General features: G+C 41.1%; 26 protein-coding genes. 3 read left to right on the top strand and 23 right to left on the bottom strand.

What is annotated here, in order from left to right:
- Positions 1 to 432: 432 nt before the first annotated feature.
- The 7 genes from BY457_RS18235 to nusB all read right to left on the bottom strand — a co-directional run bounded on the left by BY457_RS18235 (position 433) and on the right by nusB (position 5,243).
- Positions 433 to 879 (bottom strand): DUF5606 family protein, encoded by a 447-nt coding sequence (locus tag BY457_RS18235; RefSeq protein ID WP_106154766.1) that lies wholly within the window; start codon positions 877 to 879, stop codon positions 433 to 435.
- Positions 880 to 947: 68 nt separating this feature from the next.
- Complete coding sequence (locus BY457_RS18230; protein WP_106154765.1) at positions 948 to 1,676, bottom strand: TerB family tellurite resistance protein; 729 nt, start codon at positions 1,674 to 1,676, stop codon at positions 948 to 950.
- The gene (gene coaE, locus BY457_RS18225; RefSeq protein WP_106154764.1) at positions 1,676 to 2,257 is read right to left on the bottom strand and encodes a dephospho-CoA kinase; all 582 of its coding nucleotides are present in this window, start codon (positions 2,255 to 2,257) and stop codon (positions 1,676 to 1,678) included. Before coaE ends, BY457_RS18230 begins: the two co-directional genes overlap by 1 nt.
- Before the next feature lie 3 nt (positions 2,258 to 2,260).
- Entirely contained in the window at positions 2,261 to 3,280 is a 1,020-nt protein-coding gene (locus BY457_RS18220; RefSeq protein WP_106154763.1) for a hypothetical protein, read from the bottom strand.
- A 184-nt stretch (positions 3,281 to 3,464) separates the two neighbouring features.
- On the bottom strand, positions 3,465 to 3,779 hold the full coding sequence (yajC, locus tag BY457_RS18215) for a preprotein translocase subunit YajC (protein WP_010665006.1): 315 nt from the start codon (positions 3,777 to 3,779) through the stop codon (positions 3,465 to 3,467).
- Between the two features lie 89 nt (positions 3,780 to 3,868).
- Entirely contained in the window at positions 3,869 to 4,312 is a 444-nt protein-coding gene (locus BY457_RS18210; protein ID WP_106154762.1) for a DUF1573 domain-containing protein, read from the bottom strand.
- The gene (gene nusB / locus BY457_RS18205; RefSeq protein ID WP_106154761.1) at positions 4,290 to 5,243 is read right to left on the bottom strand and encodes a transcription antitermination factor NusB; all 954 of its coding nucleotides are present in this window, start codon (positions 5,241 to 5,243) and stop codon (positions 4,290 to 4,292) included. The genes BY457_RS18210 and nusB overlap by 23 nt, the downstream gene beginning before the upstream one ends.
- A 737-nt stretch (positions 5,244 to 5,980) precedes the next feature.
- Between nusB and BY457_RS18200 the strand changes: the two genes are divergently transcribed.
- Entirely contained in the window at positions 5,981 to 6,364 is a 384-nt protein-coding gene (locus tag BY457_RS18200) for a DUF3276 family protein (protein ID WP_010665003.1), read from the top strand.
- Positions 6,365 to 6,428: 64 nt separating this feature from the next.
- Here BY457_RS18200 and BY457_RS18195 read toward each other — a convergent pair whose 3' ends face one another.
- A complete protein-coding gene (locus BY457_RS18195; protein WP_106154760.1) occupies positions 6,429 to 7,187 on the bottom strand; it encodes a hypothetical protein in 759 nt (252 codons plus the stop codon).
- Positions 7,188 to 7,525: 338 nt separating this feature from the next.
- Between BY457_RS18195 and feoB the strand changes: the two genes are divergently transcribed.
- Positions 7,526 to 10,015 (top strand): ferrous iron transport protein B, encoded by a 2,490-nt coding sequence (gene feoB, locus BY457_RS18190; protein ID WP_106154759.1) that lies wholly within the window; start codon positions 7,526 to 7,528, stop codon positions 10,013 to 10,015.
- A gap of 42 nt (positions 10,016 to 10,057) precedes the next feature.
- Positions 10,058 to 10,261: a FeoB-associated Cys-rich membrane protein gene (locus BY457_RS18185; protein WP_106154758.1), complete on the top strand. Its 204-nt coding sequence runs from the start codon at positions 10,058 to 10,060 to the stop codon at positions 10,259 to 10,261.
- 5 nt (positions 10,262 to 10,266) lie between these two features.
- On the opposite strand, the gene BY457_RS18180 is transcribed toward BY457_RS18185, so the two are convergent.
- From BY457_RS18180 to BY457_RS19105, 15 genes are all read right to left on the bottom strand, one after another.
- Positions 10,267 to 11,718, bottom strand: coding sequence for an aminoacyl-histidine dipeptidase (locus tag BY457_RS18180; RefSeq protein ID WP_181256534.1), 1,452 nt, complete (start codon positions 11,716 to 11,718; stop codon positions 10,267 to 10,269).
- A 152-nt stretch (positions 11,719 to 11,870) separates the two neighbouring features.
- A complete protein-coding gene (locus BY457_RS18175; protein ID WP_106154757.1) occupies positions 11,871 to 12,746 on the bottom strand; it encodes a transglutaminase-like domain-containing protein in 876 nt (291 codons plus the stop codon).
- Positions 12,747 to 12,757: 11 nt separating this feature from the next.
- Positions 12,758 to 13,633, bottom strand: coding sequence for a nucleoside phosphorylase (locus BY457_RS18170; RefSeq protein WP_106154756.1), 876 nt, complete (start codon positions 13,631 to 13,633; stop codon positions 12,758 to 12,760).
- 184 nt (positions 13,634 to 13,817) lie between these two features.
- Positions 13,818 to 14,855: a hypothetical protein gene (locus tag BY457_RS18165; RefSeq protein ID WP_106154755.1), complete on the bottom strand. Its 1,038-nt coding sequence runs from the start codon at positions 14,853 to 14,855 to the stop codon at positions 13,818 to 13,820.
- A gap of 289 nt (positions 14,856 to 15,144) precedes the next feature.
- On the bottom strand, positions 15,145 to 15,960 hold the full coding sequence (locus tag BY457_RS18160) for a hypothetical protein (protein WP_106154754.1): 816 nt from the start codon (positions 15,958 to 15,960) through the stop codon (positions 15,145 to 15,147).
- The gene (locus BY457_RS18155; RefSeq protein WP_106154753.1) at positions 15,942 to 16,463 is read right to left on the bottom strand and encodes a hypothetical protein; all 522 of its coding nucleotides are present in this window, start codon (positions 16,461 to 16,463) and stop codon (positions 15,942 to 15,944) included. The genes BY457_RS18160 and BY457_RS18155 overlap by 19 nt, the downstream gene beginning before the upstream one ends.
- Positions 16,464 to 16,510: 47 nt before the next feature.
- A complete protein-coding gene (locus tag BY457_RS18150; RefSeq protein ID WP_106154752.1) occupies positions 16,511 to 17,341 on the bottom strand; it encodes a hypothetical protein in 831 nt (276 codons plus the stop codon).
- Positions 17,342 to 17,596: 255 nt separating this feature from the next.
- Positions 17,597 to 17,812 (bottom strand): hypothetical protein, encoded by a 216-nt coding sequence (locus BY457_RS18925; protein ID WP_146131012.1) that lies wholly within the window; start codon positions 17,810 to 17,812, stop codon positions 17,597 to 17,599.
- 303 nt (positions 17,813 to 18,115) lie between these two features.
- Positions 18,116 to 18,715, bottom strand: coding sequence for a hypothetical protein (locus BY457_RS18145; RefSeq protein ID WP_106154751.1), 600 nt, complete (start codon positions 18,713 to 18,715; stop codon positions 18,116 to 18,118).
- A gap of 10 nt (positions 18,716 to 18,725) precedes the next feature.
- A complete protein-coding gene (locus BY457_RS18140; protein WP_106154750.1) occupies positions 18,726 to 19,610 on the bottom strand; it encodes a hypothetical protein in 885 nt (294 codons plus the stop codon).
- A gap of 8 nt (positions 19,611 to 19,618) precedes the next feature.
- Positions 19,619 to 21,676, bottom strand: a complete 2,058-nt coding sequence (locus BY457_RS18135) for a hypothetical protein (protein WP_106154749.1) — start codon at positions 21,674 to 21,676, stop codon at positions 19,619 to 19,621.
- Positions 21,677 to 21,688: 12 nt separating this feature from the next.
- A complete protein-coding gene (locus BY457_RS18130) occupies positions 21,689 to 22,150 on the bottom strand; it encodes a hypothetical protein (protein WP_106154748.1) in 462 nt (153 codons plus the stop codon).
- Between the two features lie 42 nt (positions 22,151 to 22,192).
- Positions 22,193 to 22,651, bottom strand: coding sequence for a toxin VasX (locus tag BY457_RS18125; RefSeq protein ID WP_106154747.1), 459 nt, complete (start codon positions 22,649 to 22,651; stop codon positions 22,193 to 22,195).
- Between the two features lie 6 nt (positions 22,652 to 22,657).
- Entirely contained in the window at positions 22,658 to 23,371 is a 714-nt protein-coding gene (locus BY457_RS18120; protein WP_106154746.1) for a PAAR domain-containing protein, read from the bottom strand.
- A gap of 10 nt (positions 23,372 to 23,381) precedes the next feature.
- Positions 23,382 to 23,953: hypothetical protein (locus tag BY457_RS19105; protein WP_219885186.1), on the bottom strand; the 572-nt coding region annotated here is incomplete at its 5' end.

Below are 23,953 nucleotides of genomic sequence, written 5' to 3'. Positions count from 1 at the left end.
TCTTTTAAGAACATATCCTCAAACAAAAAATCCCGACTCCAAATTATTGAAATTGACTTGTGGATCCGCTTTTACCTTGTTTTTGGTTTTGCATTAATAATTTCAAAGATCTTTTTTTGCCTCTGTGAGACGATTCGTGAATCGTCTGTACCGGCCGATGGCCCCCTTCGGGATGCCTGCTTTTTTTCAAAAGCGAGTGCAAAGATAAATCAAATATTTTTCTTCGCCAAAATTATTTTTCATCTTTTTTTCAAGTGCTGATCTCGTCAGCTCTTACTCCAAAAAGATTGCTCTGCTTTTTCGCTCGGACCCCTTGGTCTCTCTTGCAAAGCGGGTGCAAAGATAACGCATTGTTTCCCGCTTTTCCAAATAAAAAGAGCAATAAAAATCAAATAAAATTATAACATTCAGTTAATCAGAATGTAAATTTTATCAATCTTCGTTTTCCTCGGTATTCTCTTCGGCGTTCTCCTCATCCTCACCCTTCTTGTAAGCTTCAATAGCATCGGCAGAAATCACCTCTTTTTCTTTAAGCAGGTTATACCAGGCAAACACTTTCTTGATGTCAGAAACATAAACTCTTTCATCATCATAATCAGGTAATGCCTGCCCAAAAGCGTCCTTTAGTTCCTTTGAAGAGGCTTTTTTAGGATTTACATCCAGACTCTTCTCAAAAATATTTACAAAGACATCAGCAAGTTTTGTATCGCCATCAACTGTAAAGATGGATATGTCCTCGAGTGAGCTGATCTTGGAGGTTGCATAAGCCGGTGTTCTTTTCCCGTCAATAAGCGACTCCACAATAATGCTGTTTTTAGCATTCGTAATCATTTTGAAAAGCCCGGGCTTCCCTGAAATTGCAAGAATTCCTTTCAACATGTTCCTTCAGATTTAAATTAAGGCTGCAAAAATAATACAAACATTAATATGACAAAGCAGAGGATGTATCAATTCATCCCCCTCTCCTTTTTTATTTTATTATATGCCTCGTTTACTCTGGCAAATTTTTCATTGGCTGATTTCTGAAACTCCGGGCCCAAATGGCTCACCTTATCGGGATGAAACCGAACGGCCATTTTGCGATAGGCCTTCTTTATTTCCTCATTTGTTGCGGAGGATGAGATTTCCAATACTTTATAAGCTGCCTCAACATTGTCATAAAACATATTAAGCACAGCCTGATAATCGGACGAAGAGACTCCCAGCAACCCGGAAATCCGTTGAATCATCTGAACCTCCACTGTATTGAGTTGTCCATCAGCCTTTGCCAGACCGAACAAAAGATGCAGCAATTGCACCCGGCTATCGTACCCAACATTCACACGAACCTGGTGACACACCTCTACTATGGGAATATCCTTTTTCATCAGATCACGCAATACATTCAGTGCATCTTTGGCCTTTTCCTCACCGAGCATATTACGCAAATAAACTTTCACATAGTCCAGTTCGGAGCGCAAAACCTTACCATCGGCTTTCATAACTGCGGCCATCAGCACAAGCAAAGAAATCACAAATCCGTCCCGGGCAGTTCCGCCACTCATGCCTGCGGCTCGCTGTCCTTCCGAGGTAACTGCCTCAGCCTGACTTCCAAGAAACATACCTATCAAAGCCCCAACAGGGCCAAAAACCCACCATCCTAATCCAAAACCTATCAAAGAACCTAAAAATCCCATTATCCTATCAATTCATTATGTATTTTTAAAACCTGAGGTATCACCAGTTGATACTCATCTGCTGTCACTTCAAAATCACAAAACTCCCTTAACTGTTCCTGCCTCCATTGATTGTTAACCCTTTCCTCCACTTTTGCTCTGGAATGACCATCGCGCGCCATCACACGTTCAATTCTTATTTCATCAGGAGCAGAAACAAGAACCACTTTATCCATATATTTACTTCCCCCGCTCTCAATTAAAACAGCAGCTTCCTCAATCACATATCGAGCTGTTTGCTGACTGCACCAATCCTCAAAATCGCGACGCACAACCGGGTGAACAAGATTATTAACCTGTTGGAGAAGTGCCCGGTCATTAAAAATTTTTTCTGCCACCAGCTGCCGGTTTAGTTGCCCATCACGAAAATAAACATCCATCCCAAACAATTGTCTGTATCTGGAACGCAGTTCTTCATTCTCAACAATCAATACTTTTGCACGAACATCTGCATAATAAACCGGGACTCCGAATGACTCAAATATCCGGCATATAGTGGTTTTCCCACTGCCTATACCTCCGGTAACACCTACCTTAATCAAACCTTATCGTTTTTTTTCCAATAAATATTCCACAAAGATGGGAGAAAAGTTAAACGATTCCACACCATCCGGCACTCTTTCCATCCTTACTTTTAAACGATCCGCACCCCCTTCTTCGAAAACCTTCTCAAGGTCCACCACCGCACGAAACATGTTTCTGTCAATTTTCTCATATTTACTAATCCCCACCCTGTAGGAGATTTGTATTTCGGAAGGGAAAGTTTTAATCCGCAAACTATCGGGAAGTCCATTAATTCGCAAAGGTACACTCACATTCAATTCCGTAAAAGGTTCCACCGGAATCATGGCATTAACCCGTTTGACCGGAGATTTAATCTGAGATGGAAGTTCAATATTAACCATTGTAGCCACCGTGTCTGAAAGACTTTCGAACACAAGCGGCCGGGTAGTTACATAATTTAATGTATCAATTATGCTTTTAGGACCGAAAATCTCGACCGAATCGGGGTTTAAAACCACCGGTCCGCTTTGAAGGAACTGTTTTTCGAAGGTCAGGTGAGACTCAATTAATACAGGCACCTTTGCATTGCCTCTCTCCATAAGCGGCACAAACAATGTATCAGGCTCAATCTCGATCAACTCCATGCCCTGGGATAATTGGCCGACAATTCGATTATGTCCCTCTTTTGTGATGGTATAAACTCCATGCTCATTACCGGAAGAAAATGATTTCATCTCAGAGACATCAAATGTAAGCGGAAGAAATGTATTGCTGAGCTGATACCTTAGAATAACAAACCCACCGGCCCTAACTTTGAGGAAAATCTTCTTTTTCAGAGCATCAGGGAGCATCTTATCCTCCGGTATATTCTCAAACTTTACCGGATAAACCAATGTGGCGGTATAATCTTTTCGAAGCGCATTCAGAAACCAGAATCCTGTAGAAATAATCAGAAAAATAAGAAACACAATTACGTTGCGATCCTGCCGAACCCTGTCAAACCATTCCCAAAGGTTGCCCCTGAGATTTTGCAGATAATCAAGAAAACCGCTCCAAGACATACAGACAATTTTTTATTAGTAAGCCTTCACAAGATATTGAGATGATTTACAAAAAACAACCTACAAAAGAAAACTCATACGTTTTGTTTTTGTGAATCAACCCTACTAAAAAAGGCCAATGATTGACAAAAATAATCATTGACCTTCTATAAAACAATAATTTCAAAGAATCAGCCAGCAGCTGTTACTTTTTTGCAGCATCGGACATATCCATGATAATCCCGGCTTTATCCACTTTGATATTCACATCGTTGGCAATTTCAATTACCACATGACTTTCTTTAACCTCAGTCACTTTTCCGTAAATACCACCGGTAGTCACCACTTTATCACCTTTTTTAAGGCTTTCACGATATTTTCTCAACTCTTTTTGTCTTTTAACCTGAGGGCGAATCATAAAGAAATAAAACACCACAATAATTAAAAGAAAAGGCAATAGTTGCATCAACATGCCACCCTGACTACCTTCTCCTGCTGCTTGTAAAAACAAACTCATCATAATATCAATAAATTTTGGTTCTATACTATTCCTGAACTATCAGACCAAAAAAAGGAAAAACAGTTCCGAAAAATAATTTTGCAATATAATTAATTTTTACCGACTTCAGCAAAAATGGATAACCGTACCGGCGTTTTATGACCCCGAAAGAAAACCCGGGCTTCCTGAAACTGAGATCCTCTTTTACCACGGCTGTCAAAGATAACCTCCACAAACCCGGTTTCGCCCGGTTGCAACGGCTTCTCAGAATATTCGGCCACAGTACATCCGCAACCGGTAACCACTCTCTCTATCATCAGTAAGCCTTCACCGTTGTTCTTATACCCAAACCTGGCTCCCACCTCTTCACCATAACTAAGCTTACCAAAGTTATGCTCCAATGCTTCAAATTCGGGATTTCCCCCAAATGCCTCTGTTTCTTCCCCGCCTTCAGATTCAGCCTTTTCCTGCTTTTGAGCGGCATTGCACCCCCAAATCATCAGCAGAAGAGCAAACATTGGAAGAAAAAGACTATTCTTCTGTTTTACCACCATTATCTCCAAGTTTAATCAGGTTTTCTTCTGATCTCAGATGAATTATAATTTTATCAAGAAGCCCATTGATAAAGTTTCCGCTCTTGGGAGTAGAATAGTGTTTTGCAATCTCAATATACTCATTAAGGGTAACCTTAACGGGAATTTCGGGAAACTCCATCACCTCAGCAATGGCTATTTGCATCAGAACGATATCGAGATAGGCGACACGGTCGAGCTCCCAGTTACGGGAAAACTTCTTAATCAACGCCTGATAATCCTCATTGTTCACAATTGCTTTCCGCAAAAGCGTTTTCACAAATCCCCTGTCCTCATCATCTTTAAACTCCTTCTGAAGTGGCTGATCTTCGGCTTTCTCCTCTTCAAACTCTTTAAGTGTTTTCACGACGATACTCACGACAAACTCCGCTTCATCATTCCAGAAGATACTCTGTTCTTCAAACAAAGAATAAAGAGGAAGATACTGACCTATAACCTTTTCAAAAAGCTTGGAAATAAACTTTCGATCTGATTCATAATCATCAGAATCACTCTCCATATATTGTTTATACAGATCAGATTCCAGGATGAGTTTATATACATCTTTAATGTATTGCTCATTATTATTCCATGAAAGACCGGTTGCATCGATATAGCTGAGCAACTGCTTATTCTCTCTAAGCTGAAGAATCACCCGGTTGTTGATGAACTTTTTATTGGGATGAAGGTCTTCGTAAGCAGGTCTCTTTTTGTTCAGGCCGTTCTCAATGCGTTTCTCGGCAAAGTCACGAACATCGAGAATCAACAATAAGAGTAAATGGTAAAGTTCATGAGATTTTGAAATACTGTGAAACAATTCTTTTTCGGTCTGTTGGATGGTGCTTTCACCTCCCCTGAAATGACCATAAACTGTTTGCATCACTTTCACTCGGAGCAGTCTTCTACTAAGCATTCGTTAAAGAACTTTTGTTACTTCTGATAATTTTTCAACCACAAAAGTAGGTCTTTTTTTATTTTGCACAAGGTAGGAATTGTTTATTTAGCAAAAACAGCATCCAATTCAACCCAACAGACTGATTACCAAACTAAATAAAATCGCGTTTCTATACATTTATTCGTTTAAAATTTTGTAATTATCTGCTAAAATCCTAATTAAAAATTTGAGAATGAATGGAACCGCTCCGCGCTCACATCATAATTTTGTAAACACAACCTCATGAGATAATTATGATTAAAAAAGGCTTAAGTTTATAGTGACGTGTGTATGTTTAGAGAATGCTTCGGACTTAGCCCTCGCGATGACGTTTTTTTACTGCAATTATCTTCTCCACTTTATCGAAAACAAGCCATCCCCAACCTGTCAAAACAGTTAATCGTATGCAAAGCAGCCTGTTGTCTCTGTCAAATATCAAATAAACAGTTTCTTTGCCCGGAATAATTCCGAGTTGAAGGAAAAACACTTTTTTTACAAACCTGATTTATCAACCAATTATGACAATGATTCATATTTGAGAGAAGATAAAAAACCCAAATTATCAGGTCACATCAGGAAGAAACAACAAATCTGTAGTTAAAGAGTTTAAATTTTAGAATAATTTTGTAAACAATCTTTGGTTATTTTAAAAAATTATTGCCATTTTTGACCGGGAGAAACACAATGTTTTCTTACTCAAAAAAATTTATTTTAAGATGGAAGGATTTGACAAAAAAGATGACTTTGACAAAAAGAGAAATGACAGGGATGACATCTTTTCAAAAGCGGTAAGAGCCGGGAAACGTACTTATTTTTTTGATGTAAAGGCTACGCGGAAGAATGATTATTACCTGACCATTACCGAAAGTAAGAAGCGTTTTGAAGATGACGGACGTTTTCGCTTCGAGAAACACAAATTATTCCTTTACAAGGAAGACTTTGCAAAATTTGCTGATGGTCTGAAAGAGGTGATTGATTTCATCCAGGCCGAACAGGGAGTCTATACCGAAGAAGGGCCCAAAGAGGAAGAACAGGAAACTGCAGACTCTCTTTCAGCGGCCGAATACACCAATGTTGACTTCGAAGATCTCAGCAAATAGAGCGTCATTTTAGTGAACAAAAAACGAGGGCCGGATAATTTCCGGCCTCGTTTTTTTTTAATCCTTAAAATGGTTGTTCTCCGTTACTCTGTCCCAATTTACCACTTTTTATCTTCTCAAGAATCCCTCCTAATTCATTAAAGGTTAACTTCTTTACATTTGTCAGAACAAAATCTTTTCTCAATCCTGCCCCCAACAGGTTAGACTCATCGATAGCCGCCTGAACCTTCTCATTGAGCGAAACATCAATGGGAACCAAACCCCAAAATGTTACAAACTGACCCGAAAAAGCCAAAAATTCAAGTTTACCTCCGAACTTACTAAACATATATTCAACCTCACCGGAAATAACTTTCTTTCTGGTATCCTCAAAGGGCTGACCATCGTCGGAGAAAAAAGCTCCGAAAAAACGAAGCTGCTGACCATGTCCACCCAGCCCCGTGGAAATAAACATCGGCGGATGATCAAGCATGGATGCCTGGAAAATCAGTTTACATTCCTGAAGTGCCAGGTATGTCCAATCTTCCAACCCCCTGTCCGGAGATTCCTGATAACTCTGAAGTGTTCTGATGGCATCCGGGCTACCCAAAGAAGCAATGGTTGCCAAACGATATCTTTTGCTTTTGGCAGAGGAATTTTCATCCCACAGTTCAAACCTTCCCGCCATCGCCTTATGAGGTGAGAGATTCTTCTTTACCTCCTTGGCCATACGCATATAGGCCATCTGGGTATCAAGACCAACCTCACGCTCCATAATCTGAATATCGCCCCCATTCTCCCTGATTACTTTCTGAAAATCTTCAAAAGTCCCTGAAAAGTCCATGCATCCTCCTTTTTTCTTGATCTGTTCAATTATCTTACCAAAAGTATAACTAAAAGGTTACTTAAATGTTTTGAACCATGCTTCTGTCATCACGTCAGATATTACATGATAAAACTGCCATTTTGAACGATGGTCATCAAAAAAATCCCCAAAAGTTGGGATTGTCGGTGCAATGACCTTTTGCTATTTTTGAAAACTTTAAATTAGAAGAAAAGTACCTAACCTACCTTATATATAAGACAAGTACGATATAAACAGATTGAAAACAGCAACCACCCATCAGAGGTATTTGCTGGACAATAAAGTACAACTAGTTAAAAAGAACGTTTTTACCATATATGAACTTATCAGAGTTAACGAACGGACAGGAAGGAGTAATAGTAAAAGTCAAGGGACATGGTGCCTTTCGGAAACGCATAATAGAAATGGGGTTTGTGCGGGGAAAAAAAGTAACGGTCATCAAAAATGCACCGTTGAAAGATCCCATCGAATACGGCATTATGGGCTACAAAGTCTCGCTCCGCAGAAGTGAGGCATCCTTGATTGAGGTCATATCCCGGAAAGAGGCAGAAGAGATGGAGACTACCTCTTTTCATGGCACCTTTACCGACGATTTACTGGCGCGAACTGCTACCAAAAAACGAAAAACCATCAATGTTGCTTTGGTTGGAAACCCCAATTGCGGCAAGACCACCATCTTCAATCAGGCCAGCGGTGCCAACGAACACGTAGGAAATTACAGTGGCGTTACCATCGACATCAAAAGCGGGAATTTTCATTACAAAGACTATACTTTAAAAGTTTCCGATCTTCCCGGAACTTATTCCCTTTCGGCATACAGTCCGGAGGAAGTTTTTGTGCGGGAGCACATCAGCCAGGAGTTGCCCGACATCATCATCAATGTGGTGGATGCTTCCAATCTGGAACGCAACCTCTATCTGACCTCACAGCTCATCGACATGGATGTACGAACCGTGGTGGCACTGAATATGTATGACGATTTTCAGAAAAAAGGTGATAAACTTGACTACACGTTCCTTGGCAAAATGCTGGATATTCCCTTTGTTCCCACAGTGGGCTCCAGAGGGACAGGAATTGACGATCTGTTTAAAACGGTCGTTCAGGTTTATGAGGATAAAGCAGAACAGGCACGCAGAGTAAAGATTAATTATGGCGAGAACATCGAAAAAGCGATTGGAGCCATAGAACAGATTGCTGCCGAATATCCCGAAATATCAAGTAATGTATCGCCTCGTTTTCTGGCCATCAAGCTATTGGAGAAAGACCATGTTTTCAAGGACAAGGTAAATGCCGGAGGTTTTTCATCAATCATAAATGAAGCAGAGAAACAAAGAGCAAAACTGGAAAGCCTCTTCCAGGAGGATACCGAAACCGTGATTACCGATGCCCGTTACGGATTTATTGCAGGGGCCATGAAAGAAACCTACAAAGAAAATCCTCAGCAACGCAGGCGTAAAACCGATGTTATAGATTCGGTCCTGACTCACCGCCTCTTTGGATTTCCTTTTTTCTTCTTTTTTATCTGGTTGATGTTTCAGGCCACTTTCCGGCTGGGAGAATACCCGATGGGATGGATAGAGGAAGGAGTAGCGATGCTTTCGCAATGGGCATCCTCGATACTGACCCCCGGACCATTTACCGACCTCATCGTTGACGGAATCATTGGAGGCGTAGGCGGAGTTATTGTGTTTCTCCCAAACATTCTGATATTGTTTTTCTTTATATCCTTTATGGAAGACACCGGTTATATGGCCAGGGCAGCCTTCATAATGGATAAAGTGATGCACAAAATCGGACTGCATGGAAAATCCTTTATTCCCCTGATTATGGGATTCGGCTGCAATGTGCCGGCAATCATGGCCACGCGTACCATTGAAGATCGTAACAACAGGTTGCTGACCATCCTGATCAATCCATTTATGTCGTGCAGCGCCCGATTACCGGTTTACATTTTGCTGATAGGTGCTTTCTTCCCTGAACATCCGGGTACCGTATTGTTTTTACTTTATGGAACAGGAATTGCACTGGCGGTCATTGTCGCCAGAATTTTCAAACGGTTTTTGTTTAAAAAGTCAGATACTCCTTTTGTTATGGAGCTGCCACCTTACCGGTTGCCAACATTGAAGAGTACCACCAGACATATGTGGTTCAAAGGAAGCCAGTACCTGAAAAAAATGGGAGGCGTAATCATGGTTGCCTCAATAATCATCTGGTTTCTGGGATACTACCCGAGAGCTAACGAACAAACCGAAGCCATTGAAACCCAGAAACAGGAACTGGTAGATAAATATTCTGCCCTTAAACAACATTCATCTGCTGAATTATCGGGGAAACTGGAAGCAGAAAAGCAGGAAAAACTGACCGAGTTAAATCACATACAGGAAAAAGTTCGTCACGAGAACAGCTACATCGGGCGAATAGGAAAAAGTATTGAGCCTGCCATTCAGCCGTTGGGATTTGATTGGAAAATGGGTGTCAGCCTGCTTAGTGGGGTGGCAGCCAAAGAAATTGTGGTAAGTACCATGGCGGTGCTATATCAAACCGATGATGCTGAAGCAAGTGGCAATGCCCAGTTGATAGAACAGATAAAGAATGATAAATATCCCGATGGAACTCCGGTATTTACAACACTATCGGCCATTTCGTTTTTGATATTTATTCTGATATACTTTCCCTGTGTGGCGGTAATTGCCGCAATTAAAAAGGAAGCAGGTTCTTGGAAATGGGCACTTTTTACCATTTTCTATACCACGGGACTGGCCTATTTTTTGTCACTGATAATTTATCAGGTGGGGCAGTTGTTTTGAGTTTTGAGTTTTGAGTAGAAAGATTACAAAGAAAGGGTTATTATGATACAGGAGATTTTAACAGGAATAGCGGTGAGTGGAGCCTTTGCCTATACCATTTATTCATTCTGGAAAGCCATATTTTCAGATAATGGACGAGCGTGTGGCGGTGGATGCGCATCCTGTTCAGCCAAAGATTTACTGATTAAAGAGATGCATACAAAAGGGAAGAAGCCTGAATTCAAACAATTCAGGCCTCTTAGGTAAAGATTTTACGACTTTAACATAAGCAATAAGTGATCCCAGAATTTTCGGACGGTTTCAATGTGCAACCGTTCATCGGGAGAGTGGGCTCCTTTGATGGTAGGCCCGATTGAAATCATGTCCATATCGGGATATTTCTGAAGAAACAAGCCACATTCCAATCCGGCATGAATGGCCTTTACCTCTGGCTTTTGTCCGAAAAGCTGGTGATAAGCAGCAACAGCCACATTAAGAACAGGAGAATTCATATCAGGCTCCCATCCCGGATAGCCATCGGAATGTTCCACCTTGGCACCAGCCAGGCTAAAAACACTCTCTACCATATTGGCAATATTGTCGCGTGCACTCTCCACCGAACTGCGCTGACTCGTAGTTACCAATATTTCATTTTCCAACATTTTCACGGAAGCCAGGTTGGTAGATGTCTCCACCAATCCTTCAATCTCTCTGCTCCATTCCATCACTCCATGCGGACAGGCATAAAGCGAATAAAGCAGTTTTTGTTGAAACCCGGCAGAGAAAACTTTCTCCGGAAGATCGGTTGATCCCAGTCGGAGCTTTACACCCGGATCCGTCAATCTCAATTCCTGCTCTACCTCATGTGTAAGAAGGTTCAACATCACCCTTGCCTCCTCTTTATATTTGGAAGGCACCACGCCTAAAGCAGAGGCTTCTCTGGCAATGGCATTTCTCAGATTTCCGCCCTCTATCCGTGAGACTTTGAAATCATAATCACGCGCCATAAGCCACAGATAACGAACCAAAATCTTATTTGCATTTCCCAGTCCTTTATGAATATCATCACCGGAATGCCCCCCTTTCAAACCCGTCACGGAAATCTCGATAGCGGTGTGGGCAGCAGGCGTATCCACATATTCCGGTTTAAAACGGGCAAGCGTGTCAATACCTCCGGCACATCCGATAAAGAGTTCCCCTTCATCCTCCGAGTCCAGATTTATAAGTGTCCTGCCCTCAAAGAACCCTTCCTCCAGGTTGAATGCACCAGTTAAACCGGTTTCCTCATCCACCGTAAAAAGACACTCCAGTGCAGGATGCGGAATATTTTCGGATGTCAGCAAGGCCAGTTGAGCTGCCATTCCAATACCATCGTCAGCTCCCAGGGTTGTTCCATCGGCCTTTATCCACTCTCCGTCTCGCACGGGCACAATCGGATCTTTGAAGAAATCATGCTTCTTATCATTGTTCTTCTCACCCACCATGTCCACATGCGATTGTAGAATCACTGTTTTTTTATTCTCCATGCCGGATGTGGCCGGTTTGCAAATAAGCACATTACCAATTTCATCTCTTTTAGATTCCAGATCATGTTTTCTTGCAAAGTCAAGCAGCCACTCAACTATTTTATCTTCATGCTTGGATGGCCGGGGAATCCGGCAAATCTCATCAAAATACTCCCACACCTTTTCAGGATAGAGGTCTTCAAAAACTTTATTTATCATCCGTTTTATTTATTTTTAAAAGGTTCAATATTTATTCTTTAGTGTCCAATTATCAAAAGGGTATCAACCAACCGGGCTATCTGTTTCCCGCCAAACCTTAAGGAGAAATTGCAAACTCTAATCTGTGAACACAACAGCAATCAACAGCAGATCTAATGTTCATCCATAATGGATATCAGCTCCCGTATCTCCTCAATTTTAACCAACTGCCCCGTATGCTCATAACCTAACACCAGATTGTTCAGTACCCGTCGAATAATGTCAAGATTAGAACACGGTTCGAAATAAGAATCTCTGGGTTCCAGTTTCTGTTGCTTAATAAAATGTTCAATCTCCTTACGTCCCAGTACTGCCCCTTTATTTATCGGGTTGATGTAAAAAAGGACAGATGATTCATCACCAGAGTTCTGTGTCAACAAGGAGTCGGGATGATCCATATAAGCCAAAATAAAATTCTTTGGCAGATTGACTCCGTACACCGGAAGTCCCAGCCTGTTTGCTATTACCGAGTAGATTATAGACAAAGAAATTGGATTGCCTTTCCGTGTATCCAAAACATCACATATAAATGAGTTCTGCGGCGAAAGGAAATTACTGTTGTTGCGCGAAAATCCATGAACATCGAATAAAATATGATTCAGGATTCGTGCCTTCTCCAAAGCTGTAAGGTGCTCATTCAGTTCGAGCCATACATCTTTTCGCAGGTTGCTAATGGCCTCATCAACCTCTTCAAAGGTAAGTTCAGGATATTGGTACTTCGCCACCAGCCAGGCCCCCGTCAGAAGATCTTCACCGTTGAATGCCACCCACGCCCGAAAACGCTTTTTTACATCTCTGAATTGCAAAGAATGTATAATGTTCTCAATCCGGTGCTGAAATACCCCCTCGGGGTGCTCTTCCCAGGCCTTCTCCAACTCCGGAACAATCTCAACCTCGGCTTTCATCAATTCACTTTCCACGGAATCAAAGATTTCCTGGTTGGGATCATCCAGCAAAGTAATTAACGCCTTTATCCTGTTTTTTTCCATAAATAAAAACCTTAATGCGCCAACCTGTCCAGCACATACTGGATCAGTGATTTTATGACCGGTTTATAGTCTTTACTGTATGCTCCCGCTTTCCTGTTGGCAATAATTGCACAAACAGTAGCTGCATGATGCCCCATTAGTTTTGACAAACCATAAATAGCCGAACATTCCATTTCATAATTGGTAATACGCTCATCTTCATACCTGAATGCGGACAATTTATCATTTATTTGAGCATCCTTCAACGGCAATCGCAAAACCCTTCCCTGAGGTCCGTAAAACCCCGGAGCAGAAATGGTTACCCCTTTATAAACAATTGGAGCGTCCAAAAGGTTAAAAAGCTTATCGGAAGCTTCCACCACATAAGGTTTTGTTAACCTTTCCGACCATCCGGTCTCTTCCATCAGTTTTTTCTCAAAACCCAGATTACAAATCCCTTCGCACCCATCATAAAAGTTAAGCAATCCATCGAAACCAATGGCCTTATGACTCAACAACCAACTGTCCACCGGCAGATCTTTTTGCAAAGATCCGGAGGTTCCTATTCGAACAATATTAAGAGAGGTCTTTTCTTCTTTTATGGTGCGGCTTTCAAAATCAATATTCACCAAAGCATCCAGTTCATTCAGCACAATATCGATGTTATCGGTCCCAATACCTGTTGATAAAACTGTTACGGGAGTTCCCTTATAAGTTCCGGTTCGTGAAACAAACTCCCTGTTGGTACTATGATAATCCGTTTTGTCAAAGGACGAAGCAACGGTATCAACCCGTCCCGGATCGCCCACAAGAATGATATTTTTTGCCAGTTCTCCGGGCTTTATATGCAAGTGAAAAACGGAGCCGTCCGGATTTATGATTAATTCTGATTCTTCGATTCTACTCATATATTTTTCATTTAAAACAGTACTGTTTTATCTGTCAACCACTTAATCTACCAACCAAAAATTCACGGCACAAAGTGTTATACAGAGTTACATCAAAATAAGAAAAAATAATTGAAATATAAAACCGAAAAGTTGTAACAAGTCTCCTCTCACCATCCAAAGGGTTATTAAATTATTCCTGCACTTACAAAACCGCCGTTAACGCCAAAACATTACCCCTTCCAATACCTTTCCCGCTCAGCCTGCTGTTCGGGAGTGGCCTCCGGTGTAGGAATACGACTTCTATACAACGGTTTTGGGAATTTTTTCTTCTTGCGACGCTGAAATCCTTCTCGCGATATAAATCAAAATCTTTGTGCGGAGGCAAAGGGCGATTTTTATCCATGTACTGGATGTAAAAACTCCATGTGCTTTGGTCGTAAGCACCAAAAGCGAGTATTCCATAAGCCAATTTCGGATGTGCTATGGCCATTAATTCACCATACATCATGGAGGGAGCGATTTTATCAAAATTGGCAGTAAATCCGGGGTTGACGATATTGCCTTTAAGACTCACCTGCCCTTTTAAACGATTAAAAACCAGTTGGGGTGCCGGCAATACCATTCTTAAAAATATGGCCAGGGTTATTAAGAGAGCTGCTACAGGTAAGCCTATTATTTCTACGGTGTTGGGATCATAAAGACCGACAAAGGCCACGGTGGTGATAAGGGTCCAGATTACGAAAGTTCTGATTAGTTTCCTGCGCAGTTTGGGCTTACTGAAAACAAAGTATTCATCATCGACCCGATGAAATTTGTAAATTCCCGGGTTCTCCGCCTCGGCCAACATCTGCTTATCCAATCTAAATTTACGACTGTGAATGCCTCTGTAAAATAAATCCTTAGAGGGGGCAATTTTAAATATGAGTGCAAACCCAAAGAGCAGAACCGCTATGGCAAGAATAAAAACTGAGCCTTGGAGCAGGCCCAGAAAAGCTTTCTCGAAAGCAGATAAGTCTCTGCTCTCAAGTGATTTGCATTCATATCCAAGTTTAACCTGCTTTTCTTCATTTTCCTCTGCATCAATCCTTTTGTTTAATTCATATAACCCAGGCCGTTCTAAATATGGTTCAATTGCACCATTAACAAAAAAAGCACCCATAAAAAGCACCACATTGACCACCAATGTTAATATTCCTGTTGTTATTGCCAGCGAAATTCTGGCAGACTTACTTAGTTTCATTAATTATCAGTTTAGATAGTTTTCTTCCAGAATTTATTCTTTGTATAAATGCCACTCTCTTTAAAGGTTAATTTAGCTGAATTTGCCCGTCTGGATAGTGTGGAGGCATAAGTATAACAAAGCCATCTTTCTTCCTTTGTGGTGCTGTGTGGCATCGGGATGAAATGACCAGCCGAAGTTTTCATTTTAACCATTAGTACCAAATAATGGTTGTCATCACCATGTACTGCTGCGATGGGCTCTGCACCGACAAATCCTAAGCTTTTTCCATCAAAACTTGTAAGTTCACCTAGTTTTTTCGATAGCTAAATTTAAATCGACTGTTCGCAAGGTCTGTTTCTTCAATACCATTATACCTTTGTCGTTCAGATATGTATTTCCTTTCATCATTTGTCAATGCTAAATGATTGCTCAACTTATGGGCAACATCTCTCGAAATAAAAAGCGTCTCATAGCTATTGTTTTTAAAAAGCGGGGTTGGCTCCTCCTGATAGCCAAACCAAAGGTCAAGATTATCTTTTACAAAATAAGATTCAATTTCTATTTCTTGAATATCTGCAGCAAGCAATGAGAGATCGCTGCTTACATTCAACATCGTTTCGGTTATTACCGGTCGATGATCAATAAGTTTTCCATATGCGTTTAATACGGGCACCGATTTTTTTATAAAGGAAAGTTGGGGCTCAAAATTAAACAAGAAGCTATGAAGGTAAATAAACTCTTCCAACAAATAACTGACGTCCATGTACAACTCGTCTTTATTGGTCATGGCCTCCAGAGATTTTCGCCTATATTTCTCTTGTCCCAATTCCTGAATACTTAAAAACAGCTCATCTTTCAACTCATACCTAAACGAATCGTAAAGCATGGTCTTTTTAACGAAGCCTTCAAATGGCGTATCTTTAAAATAAGCATATAAAAATTTTGTGCCGATAGCAATGGTTGCCAGAGACAAGCCAGCCCAGCCTGCCCAAGATGCCTTAGCATAAAAGGCAGCGATGGCCAAACTTGATAAACCTGCCGAAGCACTCACAATGCTACACGACATGGCATCGTAATCTCTATCGCTCCAGGCTTCTACACCATCTACAACGTCAATGGCCACCCCAATATAGGCGCCGGCTGTTCCCCACGAAATTCGTAGGGCTCTGGTGCCTGTATGTACCAGTGATGGTTTTGCACTACCTCTGCTGCAGAGCCCTCCTTAATTTCTCTAAGTACTTCATTTAGTTTGAAAGTAAAGAGACCTCCCATATCGTTTAAAAGACAATTTTTCACCAACTGTTCCAAAGGATTATCTTCAAGAAAAAAGGCTGCAAACAAACCAAATCCTATTGCTCCAATCGCTGCTACCGCTATAACAGCAGGTGATGCCACAACTGCTAAAGTTGAACCGGCTGCAATGGCCCCTGTTGACAACAGGGTAGAAGCAAAAAGGACCCGCACTGGAGCCAGTGACCAATTTGTATGCGGAGTAACCGGCCGCTGTACCACTGCCCCACCTGCCCACATCAAAGCCATCCCGGCATTCACATCACCGGAATTGAATGATTCAATGGCCTCCCAGGTGCAAAGGATTGCTGTAACTCCCGTTAGAACTTGTCCCAATCCACATTCACAATCATAAATTCACTTGCACTGCCGACCAAAATAATTCAGGACGATTTAATACGGTTTATCCATCTTTCAGCCGGAACCAACTTCTTTCTCTTTTCCATGTTTGTACCAAAATTTCGGTAATGCTCATCATACCAATATCTGTTACGCTCTTTTTGTTGTTCAGGGGTAGCCTCGGGAGTGGGTATTTTACTGGGATACAAGGGAGGCGGAAACCCCTCCGCTTTACGGCGCTGAAAATCACGTTCCCGGAAAGCATCAAACATAGACCCCGGGGGCAGGGGTCGGTTTCGGTCCATATACCACGTCAGGTAAGAAAGATCCTGATAACAATCCCCACCAAAGCCAATAGCGCCCAACGTTTTAGGCCCCAGATATCTCAATTGATAAGCGCCAATCCCGTTGTGACCACCAGTGCTGAAAGTAAAATCTACTTTATAGAATTCCATGGTGAAGCTTTTAGCCCACATAGTCCCCGGTAAAGTTACTACTCCTCGTTTCCGGTCAAAAATCATTTCCTTTTTGGGCATAGTAAAATAATAGACTACACTTACCAAAAAACCAATGCAGGAGCCAATGAATAATAAGGTCTCGAAGAAAATCCATTCATTTTCGCTTGTTAAAAAAATTAAAATGAATATCAAAAACACGCCCATCATAATTTTTGCTCCAAGCTTTGGCAAAGCTGGCGATTCCCAAATATCTTCATCAACATAAAACCTGTCATGTTTATCCGGATCGAATGCAAATGCAGGCATTTCCTTGATTTCATGAGGCAAATACCCCTTTGTGCTGGTGCCTACCCGATGATGATGGGTAATCTCCCGATACAAACTTTCTTTTGTATTCTTTTTTCTCTTTCGTTTCATTCGTTTAAAATTTTGTAATTATCTGATAAAAAAACTAATTAAAAATTTGAGAACGAATGGAACCGCTTCGCTCTCGCATAATATTTTTTAAACATGTTCTCTTGTGATTTATATTTAAAAAATATCATGCTCGTTTCATCAGTATAAAATTTATCTAAGTTATTGGTCTGATGGAACTCGCAATTTCTTTATCCATGGCCTTTTGTGGCAGTTTTGAGAAATCAAAGCTCCATGCTCGTTTCATTTTTAAATTATTTACCAATTTTTGGAAGACAGGAGTTCCGTTTCTTCATCAATTCTTACCGCACTGCGGGTGTTACCTATGGCCAAGGCCTCCAGACCATCAAACAAACCGATTGGGTTTGAATACTTTACTTTTGTTCTGGCACCCATAAACCGATTTTTCTGCGTTGAAAGGTCATAGGGAAAATGAATGTTTCGCTCTTTGTCTATATTTAAGCGAAAAACCATTACCAGTTAATTAATTCGTGATGGGTCCCAATCTTAATGTGCTTTCCAAAAAGCATGTTAAAGGCCTCAAAGTCGGGTGTAATTACAGCGCCCATTCCGGTGGGGATAATACTTGTACTATTATTGATGTTACACTTGGCCCCGACATAACGTCGATTACAGATTCATAGAGCGCTTCAAAATCAGCCCATCTTTCGAATCCTTTCCCCGACAGATAATTCCTGTAGTTGTAATATTGTCAGGCTGTCACGTTCTTTGAACCATTTCCAGAGAGGGGTTAATATTACTGGAATATCCAAACAGCTACACATTGTAATAGTCATTTGTGAAATGTGCTTCCATTTTAGTACTGTCAGCTTTTAGTTTTCTCGCCTTTATTAGTTTACGGATTTGGAAGTAACCCACGATATAAAACAGCACTATACCTAAGTACATTGAGAATATAAATTTAAACTCAGAAGACCCATAGGTTCCCAGTGATATAAAACTGAAGAAAAGCAGATTGATAAAAGCTGAAATGTAAAAAGTTCTCTGAAGTAGAATCACCTTCTCCATCCTAAGGATTGGCATTGCTGTCCAATAGACGGCTATAGAATACTTTGCCATTCCTGCATCAAAATTGCTGTAGTATAAATCGTCCCACGCGAAAAGAAACCCAACAATCATTAACAGAGCTGTCAATAATACCATAAGCGCATCTTTTGATAGCGGCCCTGACGCGTAGGATGCGAATGACGCCATTTGCTCCTCCTTTTTTAATTCAATTTCATCGGCAGAAAAGTCTTTGCATAAATTAATAAATTCAGGCGGCTGTCCGGTTAATCTACAGATAAGTCCCGTTTTTGGATCAAATCCCCTATTTAAGCATGTTTTGCACACTTTTATTCGTTGCTTCGGCTCCATTAGATTGTACTTAAGTGTTGTAATAGCCAGATTTAACAGGAGCAACTTCTATCCCCTGTTCATCATTCAATGAGATATTGAATCTCCCCGGGGTCATTTTGTTTCTTTCATTCAGAAGCTGAAATTCTTTCGTAAAATGTTCAGGGGTTTCAAAAGCAGAGGGATATAGGGGTGGTGGAAAGCCCTCAGCCCTGCGACGTTCATAATCTCTTTGGCGATAAGGGTCAAGTGCGTCACCGGGGGGTAAGGGGCGGTTTCTATCCATATACCAAACAAAATAGCTCCAAGACTGCAAATAGGTTCCATAAGCAAATGAAAACAATACGCCTCCTTCCAACTTGTCTGCCAGTGTTTTATTTTTAAACAAACGTAAATATACCCCCCCCTGGAAGCGAGTCGCAAGAGCTACAACAACATGCAAGTCCTCAAACCTCATTAACTGAGCGGGCTCATTCAATGAACCAGGAACTTGAACAAGACCCCTTTGACGATCAAAAATCAATTTACGCTCTTTTTTAATGAAATATGCTTTATAGAAGAACCATAGAGCGGGTAGTATTGTAAATAGACCTATGAATGAACTTATCAAAATAAAGGCTGAATCAAACTTCCTTCCACCAACTAAAGGTATGCTCAGAACAAATATAAAAGCTCCCACAAACCCCCAAGCCCAATACAAATCCATTTTCCTGGTATCTGAAACATCTTTTACTATAAAATTATCATTAGCGTATTCAAAGGCGCAAATCGCTCCTGGTTCAATATCGTCCCTATTAACCGCAGCCGGCCCCGGTAACTCAGAAATGCAAAGATCCACATACTTCTTTTTCCAGTTCCTTGGAACTTTTGGCTCAATCCGCCTGTTTGGGTTGTAGTGTTTATTTAGATCAAACATGTTTTTTCTTAATCAATTGGTGATTTTAGCTCATTTTTAAAACCTCTACGGATTTGCCCTCCGGCAAAAACTGACTTAACCAATCGCTGCTCCCTTTCATTTTCTTCTTTATCCAATAAACGAGAATTAAATGGTGTTCTTGCCTGATGAACAATAGTTTCTTCGCGATACAGCTTTTCGCGGACAGCAATGAATCGAGGTTGTCCATGCCGGTCAATTGGAAAGGCGTGTGCATGATCCTTACAACGACATAAGATTAAGACTTCAGCATTTTTATGAAATACTCGTTTTTGTGGATCTGGCAAATAGGCCTCTGGGATATCAAACAAAGCTACAAAGTACTCAGCCTCAAGATCCGTTTGTTCAATGATACGCAAGTTGCCTCTGCCTGGATCTTCGGTAAGTAGCAGACCGCTTTCTCCAACCATAATACCATTAGGATAAAAATAGATTTCTAATTCAATATCTGCCACACACATTTTTGCCATGTTGAAGTGTATATTAACATACAACTCCTTTTTGAAATGTTCGCGAATGGTGGTTGAACCAATTACCCTGGATGTAATAACGTTGGGTTTGCTTTCTATAATCACGATGCCACCAAATAAAACATCGGAAAGGCGCTCATAAAAGAACATGTAATCAGCCCATTGCTCAAAACCTCGCTTTACCATTGTGTGGGCCATAGTTCGATGGTGTCTGATCGATTTTTCAAAAGAACCCTCTAAATCAAATTCATCACTATCAAAAAAAACGAGGAACTTCTTTTGTCTGAATTGACAACATTTGCATAGTTCTTCCAATAGGCCATCTTCAAAAAAAATAGATAGAATGGAGAAGGCTGTTCCTGCAGCGAGTAGGGCAACCCAACCGGCTGGGTTCCATCCATTCCATATTCCAATGCCGGCTACAGTTCCCAAAATAGCCGCAATTCCTTGCATAGCTGCAGCATCGACATCTCCTTTGTATAGATTAACATCTCCATCAATGGCGTCTGTGGCGGCAGTAAACCATACGCCTACTGCACATGCTTTTGTAGGAAGTCCTTTTAATAAATCGTCTGCAACCTTCTTAGAGTACACTCCATTCAATCGCTTTGATAAAACTCTATAAGTTGTCTGTGTTTCAACAACTCCTGCAATTGATGATAGTGTTGTTATTGCATTTCTAAATAATTCATGATTTTTATCGGATTCTTTAAATAATTGAAAGGTTGCACTTCCCAAATTTATTATGGCTATCTGTGCCACAAACCTGTTCCAGACCAGAGAGTTAGATAAATGGTCTGCCAGATCATACAGTTTTCCCTCTCTTTGAAAAGCAAAATTGAATTTCTGAGAAATACTCACTTGTTCAATGTTAATGACACTGCCATCTACAGCTCTTAAGAATCGAAGGTCCTCCAATAAATCATCGGTAATATTTACCATTTGCTTTCCTGCATCCAAAAATGGCTTTTTGTTTTTCACCACTTTTTGAATTGTAACAATATCAAAGCATTCATCGACGATCAATTCACCGTTCCTAAACACTCTTACCCCATTCAGCATTTTCATTTGGGTGGTTAAAAATTTCGGATACTTTCTGGCAAAGTCTGCTATTCCACCAATCATAGTATTCCATGCAAGGGCAACCCTGATCAGATTGTCCCCTCCTTTTTTAAGGTCAATATTCACCTTCTCAAACAATATCCCCTGCCCCTTCTCAAAGGTGTCTTTTGCATAACTATAGCCACTGTCACTTTGCCTACTAATTGCTTCATTATCTTCGCTTAAATTGTTTACATGATCCTTCGCATTAACGCGGTATTGAAGATTGCTCAAATGCAATGAAAATCTGGCTTTGCCATTCAGTTTTATTTCTGGAGTATGGGCACTGTATTCAAGTACACCATTTTGATAATAATCGCTTTTCAAAAATGAGGTGAGACTATTTTTAGACTCCAAAATTTCTGTCCTGCATTGCTGACGTTCCTCTTTTGCCAGCAATTTCTCTATTCTTTTTTGATCGAGATGCTTGCCATACTTATCTGCATTCTCCTCAGAACAAAAGGCTGCCTGATACAATAAAAGCAAAGATTAATGCATTAGCTTTGCCTTTGCTATTAAGTCTTTACTGCCTACATTTTCCGGGTTCTTGGCTCCCTTTACTATTTCTTTTAACGTAACGTATCTATCAAGACCGGTTTGCATTGCCACAATTAATGCTTCCATAAAGTTCCACTTGTTCTGAAGCTCTATGCCCAATTCGTCGGCGCAACCCAGCGGGTCGTGCAAACAAAAAAATACTTCATCACGTTCATCGGGGTTTTCTTCAATGGCTTCTACGTTGTCGTAATAGGACTTCCATTGTTGAATTGCTGAAATATCTTCCCAGTTATTGATGGTTCCAGGCGTCCAAAACACAGAATCATGAGACTTTTTTTGTTCAGGAGGAGTTTCGTAATCTGCCAATGGAAAATAAGCATCAACATCATCAACAGTATAGCAATCAGTAGCCTTGCGATTATTCACCCAAGACGGGCCATCGAATTTTTGCATCCGCTTTTCTCTCAACGACTGATCGCCACGCAGCTTCTCGATTTATCCGGCGCTTAACTGATATTCGGAGAAGGCAATCCAGACAATGTCATCGACAGAAATACACAAATACTTCCTGCTTCTTCCCTCATTTGGCAATCGAACATCTTCAGACAAATCTGAAACAATATTGGTTAAGTTTCCGCCAATTCCAACCTTAAACTCCTTAAAAAAATCAGGGTTATTTTCATAATAAACATACAAATAGCCTTCTCTCAAAATGGTTGGCCGATAGCTCCACCCGTCTATTAGGGGAACATCCTCAACGGTATATTGGGTCGGGGTTTCGCGCTGTGGCCATACAAAAAAACTTTTACGGTTTTCCTTTGCTGATATATAGCGCATAAAACTCAAGCTAACTGTCGTAGGTTTGATGGTTAAAATTTCACCTTCTGCAGTTGCTTTATCATTTTGGTAGCTCGCGGTCACCCGGCATTGAGCTATATCAGGGATATCACTCATAATTTTTTAATTACATTTTTCTTTTTCAATTTGCCAGGTTACTCTTACTTCTCCGTTTTCAACCTTTCCTGATAACTCCTTTGTAAGAATGTCTCCATTGGTTTGTTCTCTTTCAATGGTAAAATCGACCGTCTCTCCTTCGTTAATATTGAATACAGATGCTACTACTTCCACCTCTTTCAGCTCTTTTGAATCTTTAATAACAGTTTCCTCTTTAGTCCATCTCAAATCATAAATTCCGGGTTTCTCTTCCTGTTCATCCATTTCCCGGGCCTCCTCCTTCAGCTTCTTCTGGCTTCTTTCGGCTTCTTTAAGGCTTGATCCTCGACCGGTAACTGCTGCAGCAGCTCTTAAAATAGGTGAGATGTCAGGAAAGGGTATTCTTTTGACCGGTGAGATAGCTGTAGGGGCACTTACTCCCGTACCGATCAAAACGGTGGGATCTCCCACCGTAACCGAGCCGCCGTGGGCTGTCATGCTCCCCACGGTAGCGGCAGGCTTTCCACCTATCAAAACGGTTGATTCGCCCTGCACAATAGTGTCGGGCGGGCCGGCACACGTACACGTGTCACCCATTACTGCGGCGGGTTTTCCGCCAATTAAAACTGTTGGTACTCCCGGGCCCATGACCGGTCCTCCCACATGCGGCGGGGGTGGAACTCCGGGATTTAACATGGGGCAGACATGCATGCTGCCAATTGTTGCTGCTGGTCCTGGCATAATGTCCTTTTTAATTCAGTTTAACAATACTTCCGGAAAACTCAGCCATGGCACTTCCTGCCACTTTTATCTGAGCGGCGTTCAATTCGGCATTTGTCTCACCTTTGATTAAAGCTTTTAAACCACTCAGGCTTGCATCTGATGTTGCTTCCATTTCAAGATTTCCCTGGCTGCTAACAGAAGTGTCTCCATCGCTCTGGATAGCCATATCTCCTTTTGATAAGGCTTGCATATTCCCCTCTGCTGAAATACTTATATCCTTCTTGGCCCCGATGCTAATATTCTCCTCGGCTGCTATGTTTATATTTTTTGCACTCAGATTCAAGTCCTCATTTGAAGATATAAACAGTGATTTCTCCTTCGTATCGAAAGTTATCACCGAACCGCCATTGTCGCGAATATGGATTTTTTCCTCCCCTTCGGTATCGTCAAACTCGATGGTGTGGCCGCTGCGGGTGGTGATGGATTTTATCTCAACATCGTAGGAAACGCGTCGCGTTTCATCGTTTTGAGGATTTCCCACAACCAGTTTTTTCCCGTTGTAATAAAACCAGTCGCCACAGGAGGCTGCCAAACGCGAAA

This window comes from Marinilabilia salmonicolor (assembly GCF_003003035.1).
GTDB lineage: Bacteria > Bacteroidota > Bacteroidia > Bacteroidales > Marinilabiliaceae > Marinilabilia > Marinilabilia salmonicolor_A.
Note: the sequence above shows the minus strand (reverse complement) of the source record. Positions and strands in the feature narration are given on the sequence as shown.

Coding starts and splice junctions, on each gene's coding strand:
- yajC (WP_010665006.1), bottom strand. CDS start 3,779: ATGATGAGTTTGTTTTTACAAGCAGCAGGAGAAGGTAGTCAGGGTGGC.
- BY457_RS18120 (WP_106154746.1), bottom strand. CDS start 23,371: ATGCCAGGACCAGCAGCAACAATTGGCAGCATGCATGTCTGCCCCATG.
- BY457_RS18230 (WP_106154765.1), bottom strand. CDS start 1,676: ATGGGATTTTTAGGTTCTTTGATAGGTTTTGGATTAGGATGGTGGGTT.
- BY457_RS18180 (WP_181256534.1), bottom strand. CDS start 11,718: ATGATAAATAAAGTTTTTGAAGACCTCTATCCTGAAAAGGTGTGGGAG.
- feoB (WP_106154759.1), top strand. CDS start 7,526: ATGAACTTATCAGAGTTAACGAACGGACAGGAAGGAGTAATAGTAAAA.
- BY457_RS18200 (WP_010665003.1), top strand. CDS start 5,981: ATGGAAGGATTTGACAAAAAAGATGACTTTGACAAAAAGAGAAATGAC.
- BY457_RS18220 (WP_106154763.1), bottom strand. CDS start 3,280: ATGTCTTGGAGCGGTTTTCTTGATTATCTGCAAAATCTCAGGGGCAAC.
- BY457_RS18195 (WP_106154760.1), bottom strand. CDS start 7,187: ATGGACTTTTCAGGGACTTTTGAAGATTTTCAGAAAGTAATCAGGGAG.
- BY457_RS18210 (WP_106154762.1), bottom strand. CDS start 4,312: ATGGTGGTAAAACAGAAGAATAGTCTTTTTCTTCCAATGTTTGCTCTT.
- BY457_RS18140 (WP_106154750.1), bottom strand. CDS start 19,610: ATGTTTGATCTAAATAAACACTACAACCCAAACAGGCGGATTGAGCCA.
- BY457_RS18170 (WP_106154756.1), bottom strand. CDS start 13,633: ATGAGTAGAATCGAAGAATCAGAATTAATCATAAATCCGGACGGCTCC.
- BY457_RS18925 (WP_146131012.1), bottom strand. CDS start 17,812: ATGGTTTTTCGCTTAAATATAGACAAAGAGCGAAACATTCATTTTCCC.
- BY457_RS18145 (WP_106154751.1), bottom strand. CDS start 18,715: ATGGAGCCGAAGCAACGAATAAAAGTGTGCAAAACATGCTTAAATAGG.
- BY457_RS18185 (WP_106154758.1), top strand. CDS start 10,058: ATGATACAGGAGATTTTAACAGGAATAGCGGTGAGTGGAGCCTTTGCC.
- BY457_RS18130 (WP_106154748.1), bottom strand. CDS start 22,150: ATGCAAAAATTCGATGGCCCGTCTTGGGTGAATAATCGCAAGGCTACT.
- BY457_RS18175 (WP_106154757.1), bottom strand. CDS start 12,746: ATGGAAAAAAACAGGATAAAGGCGTTAATTACTTTGCTGGATGATCCC.
- nusB (WP_106154761.1), bottom strand. CDS start 5,243: ATGCTTAGTAGAAGACTGCTCCGAGTGAAAGTGATGCAAACAGTTTAT.
- BY457_RS18165 (WP_106154755.1), bottom strand. CDS start 14,855: ATGAAACTAAGTAAGTCTGCCAGAATTTCGCTGGCAATAACAACAGGA.
- BY457_RS18150 (WP_106154752.1), bottom strand. CDS start 17,341: ATGAAACGAAAGAGAAAAAAGAATACAAAAGAAAGTTTGTATCGGGAG.
- BY457_RS18125 (WP_106154747.1), bottom strand. CDS start 22,651: ATGAGTGATATCCCTGATATAGCTCAATGCCGGGTGACCGCGAGCTAC.
- BY457_RS18235 (WP_106154766.1), bottom strand. CDS start 879: ATGTTGAAAGGAATTCTTGCAATTTCAGGGAAGCCCGGGCTTTTCAAA.